This is a genomic window from Pseudomonas syringae (genome assembly GCF_021605415.1).
Lineage (GTDB): Bacteria > Pseudomonadota > Gammaproteobacteria > Pseudomonadales > Pseudomonadaceae > Aquipseudomonas > Aquipseudomonas syringae_S.
In genome coordinates this window covers 187,622-199,915 of sequence record NZ_WKEQ01000001.1, presented here as the reverse complement: position 1 = coordinate 199,915, position 12,294 = coordinate 187,622, and the positions used below count along the sequence as shown (strand labels likewise).

The 12,294-nt window shown below is 58.6% G+C and carries 16 protein-coding genes; 10 read left to right on the top strand and 6 right to left on the bottom strand.

The features are described from left to right. Positions 1–37: 37 nt before the first annotated feature. The 5 genes from lptB to GIW69_RS00925 are packed head-to-tail and all read right to left on the bottom strand — an operon-like array spanning position 38 to position 3,375. Positions 38–763, bottom strand: coding sequence for an LPS export ABC transporter ATP-binding protein (gene lptB, locus GIW69_RS00945; RefSeq protein ID WP_236480281.1), 726 nt, complete (start codon positions 761–763; stop codon positions 38–40). Further along, positions 763–1,308 (bottom strand): lipopolysaccharide transport periplasmic protein LptA, encoded by a 546-nt coding sequence (gene lptA, locus GIW69_RS00940; protein WP_236480280.1) that lies wholly within the window; start codon positions 1,306–1,308, stop codon positions 763–765. The genes lptB and lptA overlap by 1 nt, the downstream gene beginning before the upstream one ends. Beyond that, a complete protein-coding gene (gene lptC, locus GIW69_RS00935) occupies positions 1,295–1,867 on the bottom strand; it encodes an LPS export ABC transporter periplasmic protein LptC (RefSeq protein ID WP_236480402.1) in 573 nt (190 codons plus the stop codon). Before lptC ends, lptA begins: the two co-directional genes overlap by 14 nt. An 8-nt stretch (positions 1,868–1,875) precedes the next feature. Then, positions 1,876–2,400, bottom strand: coding sequence for a KdsC family phosphatase (locus GIW69_RS00930; protein ID WP_236480279.1), 525 nt, complete (start codon positions 2,398–2,400; stop codon positions 1,876–1,878). Beyond that, positions 2,401–3,375 (bottom strand): KpsF/GutQ family sugar-phosphate isomerase, encoded by a 975-nt coding sequence (locus tag GIW69_RS00925; protein WP_236480278.1) that lies wholly within the window; start codon positions 3,373–3,375, stop codon positions 2,401–2,403. Positions 3,376–3,650: 275 nt separating this feature from the next. On the opposite strand from GIW69_RS00925, the gene GIW69_RS00920 reads away from it, so the two are divergent. The 10 genes from GIW69_RS00920 (at position 3,651) to hisC (ending at position 11,603) form a co-directional block, all read left to right on the top strand. Further along, on the top strand, positions 3,651–4,460 hold the full coding sequence (locus GIW69_RS00920) for an ATP-binding cassette domain-containing protein (protein WP_236480277.1): 810 nt from the start codon (positions 3,651–3,653) through the stop codon (positions 4,458–4,460). After that, positions 4,460–5,257: a lipid asymmetry maintenance ABC transporter permease subunit MlaE gene (mlaE, locus tag GIW69_RS00915; protein WP_236480276.1), complete on the top strand. Its 798-nt coding sequence runs from the start codon at positions 4,460–4,462 to the stop codon at positions 5,255–5,257. The genes GIW69_RS00920 and mlaE overlap by 1 nt, the downstream gene beginning before the upstream one ends. Next, positions 5,257–5,724 carry an outer membrane lipid asymmetry maintenance protein MlaD gene (gene mlaD, locus GIW69_RS00910; protein WP_236480275.1) on the top strand — a complete coding sequence of 156 codons (468 nt, stop codon included), beginning with the start codon at positions 5,257–5,259 and terminating at the stop codon, positions 5,722–5,724. Before mlaE ends, mlaD begins: the two co-directional genes overlap by 1 nt. 11 nt (positions 5,725–5,735) lie before the next feature. Beyond that, positions 5,736–6,389 carry a Tgt2/MlaC family protein gene (locus GIW69_RS00905; protein ID WP_236480274.1) on the top strand — a complete coding sequence of 218 codons (654 nt, stop codon included), beginning with the start codon at positions 5,736–5,738 and terminating at the stop codon, positions 6,387–6,389. Beyond that, entirely contained in the window at positions 6,386–6,691 is a 306-nt protein-coding gene (locus tag GIW69_RS00900) for an STAS domain-containing protein (RefSeq protein WP_236480273.1), read from the top strand. The genes GIW69_RS00905 and GIW69_RS00900 overlap by 4 nt, the downstream gene beginning before the upstream one ends. A gap of 114 nt (positions 6,692–6,805) precedes the next feature. Then, a complete protein-coding gene (locus tag GIW69_RS00895) occupies positions 6,806–7,045 on the top strand; it encodes a BolA family protein (protein WP_236480272.1) in 240 nt (79 codons plus the stop codon). A 22-nt stretch (positions 7,046–7,067) separates the two neighbouring features. Then, positions 7,068–8,333 (top strand): UDP-N-acetylglucosamine 1-carboxyvinyltransferase, encoded by a 1,266-nt coding sequence (gene murA / locus GIW69_RS00890; protein ID WP_236480271.1) that lies wholly within the window; start codon positions 7,068–7,070, stop codon positions 8,331–8,333. 127 nt (positions 8,334–8,460) lie between these two features. Continuing rightward, entirely contained in the window at positions 8,461–9,096 is a 636-nt protein-coding gene (gene hisG / locus GIW69_RS00885; protein ID WP_236480270.1) for an ATP phosphoribosyltransferase, read from the top strand. Between the two features lie 126 nt (positions 9,097–9,222). Next, positions 9,223–10,548 carry a histidinol dehydrogenase gene (hisD, locus tag GIW69_RS00880; protein ID WP_236480269.1) on the top strand — a complete coding sequence of 442 codons (1,326 nt, stop codon included), beginning with the start codon at positions 9,223–9,225 and terminating at the stop codon, positions 10,546–10,548. 2 nt (positions 10,549–10,550) lie between these two features. Beyond that, positions 10,551–11,603, top strand: coding sequence for a histidinol-phosphate transaminase (hisC, locus tag GIW69_RS00875; RefSeq protein ID WP_236480268.1), 1,053 nt, complete (start codon positions 10,551–10,553; stop codon positions 11,601–11,603). Positions 11,604–11,682: 79 nt separating this feature from the next. Here the strand turns inward: hisC and GIW69_RS00870 are convergent, their stop codons facing one another. After that, complete coding sequence (locus GIW69_RS00870) at positions 11,683–12,093, bottom strand: hypothetical protein (RefSeq protein WP_236480267.1); 411 nt, start codon at positions 12,091–12,093, stop codon at positions 11,683–11,685. Between the last annotated feature and the right edge of the window lie 201 nt (positions 12,094–12,294).

Sequence of the window (12,294 nt, the reverse complement as noted above, 5' to 3'; positions counted from 1 at the left end):
ATGCGCCGCACTACTGAAACCCCGCCGGAGGGGGAGGTTACAGGCGGAACTCGTGACCCAGATACACTTCCTTGACCAGATCGTTGGCCAGGATGGTCGCAGAGTCGCCTTCAGCGATCAGTTGGCCGTCATTGACGATATACGCGGTCTCACAGATATCCAGCGTCTCACGCACGTTGTGGTCGGTGATCAGAACGCCGATGCCCTTGGCCTTGAGGTGATGGATGATTTGTTTGATATCGCCTACGGAAATCGGGTCGACGCCGGCAAACGGTTCATCAAGCAGGATGAATTTCGGTGCTGTCGCCAGGGCCCGGGCAATTTCCACCCGACGGCGCTCGCCACCGGACAGGCTCATGCCGAGGTTGTCGCGGATATGGCTGATGTGGAATTCCTGTAGCAGGCTTTCCAGTTCCTTGCGGCGCCCGGCCTTATCGAGTTCCTTGCGGGTCTCGAGGATGGCCATGATGTTGTCGGCCACCGACAGTTTGCGGAAGATCGACGCTTCTTGCGGCAGATAGCCAATACCGGCCTTGGCGCGGCCGTGCATCGGTTGATGGCTGACGTCCAGATCGTCAATCAGGACGCGGCCCTGATCGGCCTGCACCAGACCGACGATCATGTAGAAGCACGTGGTCTTGCCGGCGCCGTTGGGGCCAAGCAGGCCAACGATTTGCCCGCTGTCGATGGACAGGCTGACGTCACGCACGACCTGACGGCTCTTGTAGGCCTTGGCCAGATGCTGGGCTTTCAGAGTTGCCATTACTGGGTTTTCTCGTCGGTTTTCTTCTTCGGCTGGATGACCATGTCGATACGCGGACGTGCCTCGGTCACTTTGCTGCCGGTGGCGCGACCGGCGCTGGCCAGTTTTTTCACCGTGTCATAGACGATTTTCTCGCCTTGGGTGACGTTGCTGTCCTTGTCGACAACCTTGGCCTTGTCGATCAGCACGACGCGGTTCTGCGCTGCGTGATACTGGATGGTCACGCCCCAGCCCTGCACGGGTTTGGTGTCGCCCTGGGTTTGCAGTTGCTCGAAGTACGCAAGATTGCCCACCGAAGTCACTACGTCGATATCGCCAGCCGGGGTGCGGGTGATGGTCACGGTGTTGCCGGTAACCTTCATCGAGCCCTGGGTGATGATCACATCACCTTTATAAGTGGCGATACCGTTCTTGTCGTCCAGTTGGGCGTCGTCGGCCTGAATGCGGATAGGTTGCTGCTGATCGTCCGGCAGAGCCCAGGCGCTCACGCTTCCCAGTGCTGCGCCCAGACTGAGCAAAATAGGGAGGGTTTTAACGAGCCTCATACTGTCCTCTTACGTTCGATAGCAGGTGTATCCTGCTTTCCTTCAGATACGCTTTCATTCCTACGCCAGTCGATACACCGCCAGCGCCGTCGATTCTAACGGGTTGCTCGGTCTGCGCATATTGCTGCTGTGGGAACACTGTCATGCGGGTGCTGGTGATCAGAGTGTCGCGTTTCTTTTCATCGGTGCGCTGAACGCGCACCGAGTCGATCAGTTCGACTTCGGTGCCGCCTGAGTTCACTTCGCCGCGTTCGCTGGTCACGTGCCACGGAAAATCCGTGCCTCGGTACATGTTCAGGTCGGGTTTGGTGACCAGTGTGATATCGGTTGCCTTCACGTGTTCGGCTTTCTCGGACGTCATTTCATACTGCACCTTGCCGTCCGGCAGGTATTGCAGGGTATGAGTATTGGTCGCGTACCAGTCGATGGGACTTTCCTGCGACGTGACCGCAGGTTTGTCGAGAAAGCGTTCCGGGCTGATGTTCCAGTAGCCGACCGCTGCAAAAATCGCAGCGATGCAGCCGAACAGCAGGAAGTTACGAAATTTTTTGCTAAACATGGTTGGGCTCACAGGTACGCAGCATTGGCCGCATCGAGGCGGTCTTGGGCGCGCAGGATCAATTCGCAGAATTCCCGGGCGGCACCTTCGCCGCCCCGGGCCTGGGTGACGCCGTGGGCGTGCTCGCGCACGAAAACAGCAGCGTTGGCCACGGCCATGCCCAGGCCGACCCGGCGAATCACTGGCAGATCGGGCAAGTCGTCACCTAGATAGGCGACTTGCTCATAGCTTAGGCCCAGTTGTTCGAGAAGGCCGTCGAGAACGACCAGTTTGTCTTCGCGTCCCTGGAATAGATGAGGGATGCCGAGGTTTTTCGCCCGCCGTTCGACGACGGGTGTCTTGCGGCCACTGATGATGGCTGTTTGCACGCCAGCGTTCATCAGCATTTTGATGCCTTGGCCGTCGAGGGTATTGAACGTCTTGAATTCGCTGCCGTCTTCGAGAAAGTACAGCCGTCCGTCGGTAAGGACGCCGTCGACATCGAAAACCGCCAGTTTGATGGCTTTGCCGCGTTGCAGCAGATCGGTGTTCATTTACATGACTCCTGCGCGCAGCAGGTCGGACAGGTTGAAGGCGCCGATAGGGCGATCTTCCTCGTCGACGACGACAAGCGCGTTGATTCGATGGTCTTCCATGATTTTCAGGGCCTCGGCGGCGAGCATCTCGGCGCGGGCGGTTTTGCCGTGAGCGGTCATCACGTCGTCGATGGTGGCGCTGCGAATGTCGATGCTGCGATCCAGCGTGCGGCGCAAATCGCCGTCGGTGAAGATCCCGGCCAGTTTGCCGTCGGCTTCAAGGATTACGGTCATGCCGAGGCCCTTGCGGGTCATCTCCATCAAAGCGTCTTTGAGCAGCGTTCCGCGCTGTACCTGCGGCAGCTCTTGTCCGGCATGCATGACGTTTTCCACTTTCAGCAGCAGACGTCGGCCCAGCGCGCCGCCCGGGTGGGAAAAGGCGAAATCTTCGGCGGTAAAGCCGCGTGCTTCCAGCAACGCCACGGCCAGGGCGTCGCCCATGACCAATGCGGCGGTGGTCGAAGAGGTCGGGGCCAAATTCAGCGGGCAGGCTTCGTGCTCGACGTGAACGTTGAGATTGACTTCGGCTGCCTTGGCCAGCGGCGACTGTGGATTGCCGGTGACGCTGATCAGTTGAATGCCCAGGCGCTTGATCAGCGGCAGCAGGGTCACGATTTCGTTGGTCGAGCCGGAATTGGACAGGGCGAGAATCACGTCATCACGCGTAATCATGCCCATGTCGCCGTGGCTGGCCTCGGCCGGGTGTACGAAAAATGCCGGTGTGCCGGTGCTGGCCAGGGTCGCGGCAATCTTGTTGCCGACATGCCCGGACTTGCCCATGCCGACCACGACCACACGACCCTTGCTGGCCAGAATCATCTCGCAGGCGCGTACGAAATCGGCGTCGATATGGGTCAGCAAGCCGTTAACGGCTTCCACTTCGAGGCGGATGGTGCGTTGTGCCGATTGAATCAGGTCGCTGGTTTGGCTCATGTCAGAAATCGTATAGCCCGATGAAAAGGCGGCGATTATAGCGGTTATGTTGCAAAGGCTCACGCAAGTTCGTCGTGCATTGTCATTCCTGGTTACCAATTCACTCAAAATAAGCTGTCGAGCCTGTCATATCGCTGATTGCTGGCCGGCGCGGGCCTTGGGCGCTTGGCCTTTGCAGTGATATAGTTCGCCGCCAGTTCGGCCTGCCCGGGATGTAAGTGCTTTCCGATGAGAGCGAGGCGTCCGGGTAAGAGGTTGCATCGCAAGGAGTTTAGATGAGCGCCGATAACGCCTACGCGGTCGAGCTGAAGGGACTGTCCTTCAAGCGCGGTTCGCGCAGCATTTTCAATAACGTCGATATTCGCATTCCACGCGGCAAGGTCACCGGCATCATGGGGCCTTCCGGGTGTGGCAAGACCACATTGCTGCGGTTGATGGGCGCGCAGTTGCGGCCCTCCAAGGGCGAGGTCTGGGTCAACGGCCAGAACCTGCCGAAGCTGTCGCGCAGTGACCTGTTCGATGCACGCAAGCACATGGGCGTGCTGTTTCAGAGCGGCGCGCTGTTCACCGATCTCGACGTGTTCGAGAACGTCGCTTTTCCCCTGCGCGTTCATACCGACTTGCCGGAAGAAATGATCCGCGACATCGTCCTGCTCAAGTTGCAGGCCGTGGGCTTGCGCGGCGCAATCGAGTTGATGCCCGACGAGCTGTCCGGCGGCATGAAACGCCGCGTTGCGCTGGCTCGGGCAATTGCCCTTGATCCGCAAATCCTGATGTACGACGAACCTTTTGTCGGCCAGGATCCCATTGCCATGGGCGTGCTGGTGCGGCTGATCCGTCTGCTCAACGATGCGCTGGGCATTACCAGCATCGTGGTTTCCCACGATCTGGCCGAGACCGCGAGCATCGCCGACTACATCTATGTCGTAGGCGATGGCCAGGTGCTGGGGCAGGGCACGCCGGATGAACTGATGAACTCGGATGACCCGCGCATCAAGCAGTTCATGACCGGCGACCCCGATGGCCCGGTGCCGTATCACTTTCCAGCGACGGATTACCGCGCAGATCTTCTGGGGAAGCATTGATGCGCAGAATTTCATTAGTAGAGCGCGTGCGTCGGTTCGGTCAGGCCGGGATCGACTGTATCGCGGTGCTCGGGCGTTCGACCCTGTTCCTGTTTCATGCCTTGCTCGGGCGTGGCGGTATCGGTGGCGGTTTCGGCCTGCTGGTCAAGCAACTGCATTCGATCGGCGTCATGTCGCTGGTGATCATCGTGGTCTCGGGCATCTTCATCGGCATGGTGCTGGCGCTGCAGGGTTTCAGCATTCTTTCCAGCTACGGCTCCGAACAGGCGGTCGGGCAGATGGTTGCCCTGACGTTGCTGCGTGAACTCGGGCCAGTGGTCACCGCGCTGCTGTTCGCCGGGCGTGCAGGTTCCGCGCTGACCGCCGAAATCGGCAACATGAAGTCCACCGAGCAGTTGTCCAGTCTGGAAATGATCGGCGTCGATCCGCTCAAATACATCATTGCCCCGCGCCTGTGGGCCGGTTTCATTTCCCTGCCGGTGCTGGCGATGATTTTCAGCGTGGTCGGCATCTGGGGCGGTTCATGGGTCGCCGTCGACTGGTTGGGCGTTTACGAAGGCTCCTACTGGGCGAACATGCAAAACAGCGTGAATTTTGTCGATGACGTCCTCAATGGCGTCATCAAAAGCGCGGTTTTCGCGTTCGTCGTGACCTGGATCGCCGTATTTCAAGGCTATGACTGCGAGCCCACTTCCGAGGGGATCAGTCGTGCCACCACCAAGACCGTGGTATTTGCCTCGCTGGCAGTACTGGGCCTGGACTTTATTCTGACCGCTTTGATGTTTGGAGATTTCTGATGCAAAACCGCACCCTGGAAATCGGTGTCGGCCTGTTCCTGCTGGCAGGCATTCTGGCTTTGCTGCTGCTTGCGCTGCGGGTTAGCGGGCTGTCGGCGAGTTCGTCCACCGAAAGCTATAAACTTTATGCCTATTTCGACAATATCGCGGGTTTGACGGTCAGAGCTAAAGTGACCATGGCCGGTGTGACCATCGGCAAAGTCACTGCAATCGATCTGGATCGCGACAGCTTCACCGGTCGGGTAACGCTGCAAGTGGATAAAAAGGTCGACAATCTGCCGACCGACTCCACCGCGTCTATCCTGACCGCTGGCCTGTTGGGGGAGAAATACATCGGTATCAGCGTGGGCGGGGAAGACACCCAGCTCAAGGATGGCGGAACCATCCACGACACGCAGTCGTCTCTGGTACTGGAAGACCTGATCGGTAAATTCCTGCTCAATACCGTTAGCAAAGACGCCAAATGAGGAGCTTTTGAATGATCTCTATCTTGCGACGTAGCCTGTTGGTGTTGCTCGCGGCACTGCCATTGATGGCCAACGCCGTGGCAGCGCAGTCGGCTCATGACCTGATCAAGAGCACCACTGACCGGATGCTGGCCGACTTGTCGGCGAACAAGGAAAAGTACAAACAGGATCCGAATGATTTTTATACGGCGCTGAACGACATTGTCGGTCCGGTCGTTGATGCTGAAGGCATTTCCAAAAGCATCATGACGGTCAAGTACTCGCGCAAGGCCACGCCCGCGCAGATGAAAACCTTTGAAGAAAACTTCAAGAGGGGTCTCTTCCAGTTCTACGGTAACGCGTTGCTTGAGTACAACAACCAGGGCATCACCGTCGATCCTGCCAAGGACGAGTCGGGCGACCGCACCAGCGTCGGCATGACCGTCAAGGGCAGCAATGGCGCGGTGTACCCGGTTTCCTACACGCTTGAGAAAATCAACGGCGAATGGAAACTGCGCAACGTGATCATCAACGGCATCAACATCGGCAAGCTGTTCCGTGATCAGTTCGCCGACGCGATGCAGCGCAATGGCAACGACCTGGACAAGACCATTAATGGTTGGGCCGGTGAAGTCGCCAAGGCCAAGCAGACCACCGATCAAGCTGCCGAGAAACAAGCCCAATGACCGAGACGGCCGTTCATGTCGGTGCGCCGGATGAGCTGCTGCTCAGCGGCACGCTCGACTATCGTACTGGCCCCGAATTGCGCAAGCAGGGACGGGCGCTGATCCAGTCGAGCAAGGCGTCGGCGCTGGTGGTCGACTGTTCGGCCGTCGAAAAATCCAGCAGTGTCGGCTTGTCGTTGCTGCTGTGCTACATGCGTGATGCCAGGGAAGTCGGCAAGTCCTTGAGCATCCGGGCAATGCCCGAAGACATGCGTGAAATCGCTCAGGTCAGTGAGCTGACCGAGCTGTTTGCGCAACCCTGAACCGCATCGACAGAAAAGCCCCCCGTCAGAGTCCTGCTATGCGGGGTTCGCAGGCGCGGGGCTTTTTTGTATGATGTCCGACCCGTGCGCACAGGGCGCCGATTGAGGTTGAGCATGCAGGCCGTAGAAGTGAAGAGCTTCCTTGAAGAAAAACTTCCGGGAACCCAGGTGGAAGTTGAAGGCGAAGGCTGCAATTTCCAGCTGAACTTGATTAGCGATGAACTGGCGGCGTTGAGCCCGGTCAAGCGTCAGCAGCAGGTCTATGCCCATTTGAACCCATGGATCACCGATGGCAGCATCCATGCGGTCACTATGAAATTTTTCAGCAGCACGGCCTGGGCCGAGCGCACCTGAGCCCTAGGGCGTCGAGATTCTTATGGATAAATTGATTATTACCGGTGGCGCTCGTCTTGATGGCGAGATCCGCATCTCCGGGGCAAAGAACTCGGCACTGCCGATTCTGGCCGCCACGCTACTGTGCGATGGCCCGGTGACCGTTGGCAACCTGCCGCACCTGCACGACATCACCACCATGATCGAGCTGTTCGGTCGCATGGGCATTGAGCCGGTGATCGACGAGAAGCTCAGCGTCGAAATCGATCCGCGCACCATCAAGACCCTGATCGCTCCGTACGAACTGGTGAAGACCATGCGTGCATCGATCCTGGTTCTGGGCCCGATGGTCGCCCGTTTCGGTGAAGCCGAAGTTGCACTGCCTGGCGGTTGCGCCATCGGTTCACGTCCGGTTGACCTGCACATCCGTGGCCTCGAAGCCATGGGCGCCGTGATCGACGTTGAAGGCGGCTACATTAAAGCCAAGGCTCCTGAAGGCGGCCTGCGCGGTGCGCACTTCTTCTTCGACACGGTCAGCGTGACCGGTACCGAAAACATCATGATGGCCGCTGCTCTGGCCAAGGGCCGCAGCGTGTTGCAGAACGCCGCCCGCGAGCCTGAAGTGGTTGACCTGGCGAACTTCCTCAACGCCATGGGCGCCAAGGTGTCCGGCGCCGGCACCGACACCATCACCATTGATGGCGTCGAGCGTCTGGGTTCGTGCTTCTACAAAGTCATGCCTGACCGTATCGAAACCGGCACCTACCTGGTGGCCGCTGCGGTCACCGGTGGCCGCGTCAAGGTCAAGGACACCAATCCGACCATTCTCGAAGCCGTTCTGGAAAAGCTCCGTGAAGCCGGCGCAGAAATCACCAGCGGTGAAGACTGGATCGAGCTGAACATGCACGGCAAGCGCCCGAAAGCGGTCAACGTTCGCACTGCACCGTACCCGGCGTTCCCGACCGACATGCAGGCGCAGTTCATCTCGCTCAACGCCATTGCCCAAGGCACCGGTGCCGTGATCGAGACGATCTTCGAAAACCGTTTCATGCACGTTTACGAATTGCACCGCATGGGCGCCAAGATCCAGGTCGAAGGCAACACCGCCATCGTCACCGGCACTGAAGTGCTGAAAGGCGCGCCAGTGATGGCCACCGACCTGCGCGCTTCGGCCAGCCTGGTGATTTCGGCGCTGGTGGCCGAAGGCGATACCCTGATCGATCGCATTTACCACATAGACCGTGGCTACGAGTGCATCGAAGAGAAACTGCAGATGCTGGGCGCCAAGATTCGTCGCGTTCCGGGCTAATCCCTGCTGCAAGGGCACAGGGATGTGTCCACTGATTCGTTTCAAGTCGAGCCGGTTTCCGGCTCGATGCGTGTCCGGCGCCGATTGCGACCGGGCATACGTTTGCTGATAAGGACCGACGTTACCCATGTTGACCATCGCACTGTCCAAGGGCCGCATCCTTGACGACACCCTGCCGCTTCTGGCTGAAGCGGGCATCGTGCCGACCGAGAATCCGGACAAGAGCCGCAAGCTGATCATTCCCACGACCCAGGAAGATGTTCGCCTGTTGATCGTGCGTGCCACCGATGTGCCGACCTACGTCGAACATGGCGCGGCCGACCTCGGCGTGGCCGGCAAGGACGTGCTGATGGAATACACCGGTCAGGGCCTGTACGAGCCGCTGGATCTGCAGATTGCCCAGTGCAAGCTGATGACCGCCGGCAAGATCGGTGCAGTCGAGCCCAAGGGCCGTCTGCGCGTGGCGACCAAGTTCGTCAACGTCGCCAAGCGTTACTACGCCGAACAGGGTCGTCAGGTCGACATCATCAAGCTCTACGGCTCGATGGAACTGGCGCCGCTGATCGGTCTGGCCGACAAGATCATCGACGTGGTCGACACCGGCAACACGCTGCGAGCCAACGGCCTGGAACCCCAGGAACTGATCGCCACAATCAGCTCGCGCCTGGTGGTCAACAAGGCTTCGATGAAAATGCAACACGCCCGCATCCAGGCGTTGATCGACACCCTGCGCAAGGCAGTGGAGTCGCGACACTGCGGCTGATTTACCTGCGCGGCCTTGAGCCGCGCCCGTCTATCCGCCTCATAGCCAGAATTCTCAGGTGCCCAAGCGGAAACGACTGCTACGTTAGGGCGCCTGAGTTTTTGCCATTCCTATGAGGCTCTCGCTATGACCGCACCGACTGCAATTCGCCGACTCAACGCTGCTGACCCGGATTTCGCGCATCATCTGGATCATCTGCTGAGCTGGGAAAGTGTGTCTGACGACTCGGTCAATCAGCGCGTGCTGGACATCATCAAGGCTGTGCGCGAGCGCGGCGATGCGGCGGTGGTCGAGTTCACCCAGAAGTTCGACGGCCTCGAAGTCGCGTCCATGGCGGATCTGATTCTGCCGCGTGAACGCCTGGAACTGGCCCTGACTCGCATCACCGTGCCGCAACGCGAAGCGCTGGAAAAAGCCGCCTCGCGGGTGCGCAGTTATCACGAAAAACAGAAGCAGGATTCCTGGAGCTACACCGAAGCCGACGGCACCGTGCTGGGCCAGAAGGTGACGCCGCTGGATCGCGCCGGCCTCTACGTGCCGGGCGGCAAGGCGTCGTATCCGTCGTCGGTGCTGATGAACGCGATTCCGGCCAAAGTGGCCGGCGTCACCGAGGTGGTGATGGTGGTGCCGACCCCGCGTGGCGAAGTCAACGAACTGGTGTTGGCGGCGGCGTGCATTGCCGGGGTTGACCGCGTGTTCACCATCGGCGGTGCGCAAGCCGTCGCCGCGCTGGCCTACGGCACCGAAAGCGTGCCGAAGGTCGACAAAGTCGTCGGGCCGGGCAACATCTATGTGGCGACCGCCAAGCGCCACGTCTTCGGTCAGGTCGGCATCGACATGATCGCCGGCCCTTCGGAAATCCTCGTGGTGTGCGACGGCCAGACCGATCCGGACTGGATCGCCATGGATCTGTTCTCCCAAGCTGAACACGACGAAGACGCCCAGGCGATTCTGGTGAGCCCCGACGCCGAATTCCTCGACAAAGTTGCCGCGAGCATCGACAAGCTGCTGCCGACCATGGATCGCGCGACCATCATCGAAACGTCGATCAATGGCCGTGGTGCGCTGATTCAGGTGCGCGACATGCAGCAAGCCATCGAAGTCGCCAACCGCATCGCGCCAGAGCACCTGGAGCTGTCGGTCGCCGATCCACAAGCCTGGTTGCCGCAGATTCGCCATGCCGGCGCAATCTTCATGGGCCGCCACACGTCCGAAGCACTGGGCGACTACTGCGCAGGCCCGAACCACGTGTTGCCGACCTCCGGCACCGCGCGTTTTTCCTCGCCGTTGGGCGTCTATGACTTCCAGAAACGCTCGTCGATCATCTTTTGCTCCGAGCAGGGCGCGTCCGAACTGGGCAAGACCGCTTCGGTACTGGCCCGTGGCGAATCCCTGAGTGCACACGCACGCAGCGCCGAATACCGCATTCTTGACGACAAGCAGGGGAACTGAGCATGAGCAAATTCTGGAGCCCGTTTGTCAAGGATCTGGTGCCTTACGTACCCGGCGAACAACCGAAGCTGACCAAACTGGTCAAGCTCAACACCAACGAAAATCCCTATGGCCCTTCGCCAAAAGCACTGGCGGCGATGCAGGCCGAGCTCAATGACAACCTACGCCTGTACCCGGATCCGAACAGTGATCTGCTGAAGAACGCCGTCGCCAGTTATTACGGTGTGCAGAGCAACCAGGTCTTCCTCGGCAACGGTTCCGACGAAGTACTGGCGCATATCTTCCACGGCTTGCTGCAACACGATCAGCCGCTGCTGTTTCCGGACATCAGTTACAGCTTCTACCCGGTGTATTGCGGCTTGTATGGCATCGAGTTCGACGCGGTGCCGCTGGATGCGCAGTTCCAGATCAACCCGGCGGACTATGCCAAGCCGAACGGCGGGATCATTTTCCCCAACCCGAATGCACCGACCGGTTGCCTGCTGGCACTGGACGCCGTTGAGCAAATCCTCAAGGCGAGCCCGGATTCGGTCGTGGTGGTGGACGAGGCGTACATCGACTTCGGCGGCGAAACCGCGATCAGCCTGGTGGATCGTTACCCGAACCTGCTTGTGACCCAGACCTTGTCCAAATCACGTTCTCTGGCCGGCCTGCGCGTTGGTCTCGCGGTGGGCCATCCGGATCTGATCGAAGCGCTGGAGCGGATCAAGAACAGCTTCAACTCGTATCCACTGGACCGTCTGGCGATCGTCGGCGCCACGGCGGCATTCGAAGATCGCGAACATTTCAACGAAACGTGTCGCCTGGTCATAGAGAGTCGCGAGTGGGTGATCGCGCAGTTGCAAAGCAAGGGTTTTGAGGTGCTGCCGTCGGCGGCTAACTTCATCTTCGCGCGCCACCCGCAACACGATGCGGCAGGGCTGGCAGCGAAGTTGCGGGAGCAGGGTGTGATCGTTCGGCACTTCAAGCAGGAGCGCATTGCGCAATTTCTGCGGATTTCCATTGGCACGCCAGAACAGAATCAAGCGCTGATTGATGGGTTGCACGGTGTTTGATAGAGCGGGTAACTGATGAAACGCTCCATTTTGGTTTTCCTTAAAATGGAGCGTATTTAAGCTTATGGGCCGGTTGTCGTTAATCACGTTTTAAGTGAAATTCACCATATACCCTTGTTCCGTCGCCAGTCGCAAAACTGAATTTCCCGTCGATTTTCTTGAATTCATTGGAAAACGACGCGGTAATCTCACCCTTTTGGGCGGTATACACTTTTCCTTTACGGTCGTAATACTCCCACACCAAAAAAGGGTCTGGAAAGTCGTCGGGATACGTCGCTGAATGCGGTTCGATCAGAAATTTTGCCGGGTAACCGAGAGCGACATGAAAATTGGTGTCTCCGGTGCCTATCATCAAAGCACCGTTTTCTGGTCCCATGTCGTGCCACATTACATCGGTGAATGTTACTGGTGTCGCACCGGCTTGAACGATGATTTCGCCAGTAGCAGCAGCCTTGCCCTTGGCTTGCTTTAACGCTTCTTGATAATTCATGCTTGCTTCTCCGTGTGTATTTATTTCTGCAAGCGAAATTTAATACGAGCGGAAAACATTAAAACCTGTCAGGTCTGACAGGTTTTCAGAAACTTTCAGTCAGTTGTATATAGCAAAGATGTTTTTGGTGATGGCGAATTATCAACGGGAAAGCTGTTCGCGACCGATTTGAAGCCCACTATTGCAAGGGCGTCATTTTCT

Excerpts from the sequence above, each read along its gene's own strand:
- lptB (WP_236480281.1), bottom strand. The coding sequence starts at position 763 with ATGGCAACTCTGAAAGCCCAGCATCTGGCCAAGGCCTACAAGAGCCGT.
- lptA (WP_236480280.1), bottom strand. The coding sequence starts at position 1,308 with ATGAGGCTCGTTAAAACCCTCCCTATTTTGCTCAGTCTGGGCGCAGCA.
- lptC (WP_236480402.1), bottom strand. The coding sequence starts at position 1,867 with ATGTTTAGCAAAAAATTTCGTAACTTCCTGCTGTTCGGCTGCATCGCT.
- GIW69_RS00930 (WP_236480279.1), bottom strand. The coding sequence starts at position 2,400 with ATGAACACCGATCTGCTGCAACGCGGCAAAGCCATCAAACTGGCGGTT.
- GIW69_RS00925 (WP_236480278.1), bottom strand. The coding sequence starts at position 3,375 with ATGAGCCAAACCAGCGACCTGATTCAATCGGCACAACGCACCATCCGC.
- GIW69_RS00920 (WP_236480277.1), top strand. The coding sequence starts at position 3,651 with ATGAGCGCCGATAACGCCTACGCGGTCGAGCTGAAGGGACTGTCCTTC.
- mlaE (WP_236480276.1), top strand. The coding sequence starts at position 4,460 with ATGCGCAGAATTTCATTAGTAGAGCGCGTGCGTCGGTTCGGTCAGGCC.
- mlaD (WP_236480275.1), top strand. The coding sequence starts at position 5,257 with ATGCAAAACCGCACCCTGGAAATCGGTGTCGGCCTGTTCCTGCTGGCA.
- GIW69_RS00905 (WP_236480274.1), top strand. The coding sequence starts at position 5,736 with ATGATCTCTATCTTGCGACGTAGCCTGTTGGTGTTGCTCGCGGCACTG.
- GIW69_RS00900 (WP_236480273.1), top strand. The coding sequence starts at position 6,386 with ATGACCGAGACGGCCGTTCATGTCGGTGCGCCGGATGAGCTGCTGCTC.
- GIW69_RS00895 (WP_236480272.1), top strand. The coding sequence starts at position 6,806 with ATGCAGGCCGTAGAAGTGAAGAGCTTCCTTGAAGAAAAACTTCCGGGA.
- murA (WP_236480271.1), top strand. The coding sequence starts at position 7,068 with ATGGATAAATTGATTATTACCGGTGGCGCTCGTCTTGATGGCGAGATC.
- hisG (WP_236480270.1), top strand. The coding sequence starts at position 8,461 with ATGTTGACCATCGCACTGTCCAAGGGCCGCATCCTTGACGACACCCTG.
- hisD (WP_236480269.1), top strand. The coding sequence starts at position 9,223 with ATGACCGCACCGACTGCAATTCGCCGACTCAACGCTGCTGACCCGGAT.
- hisC (WP_236480268.1), top strand. The coding sequence starts at position 10,551 with ATGAGCAAATTCTGGAGCCCGTTTGTCAAGGATCTGGTGCCTTACGTA.
- GIW69_RS00870 (WP_236480267.1), bottom strand. The coding sequence starts at position 12,093 with ATGAATTATCAAGAAGCGTTAAAGCAAGCCAAGGGCAAGGCTGCTGCT.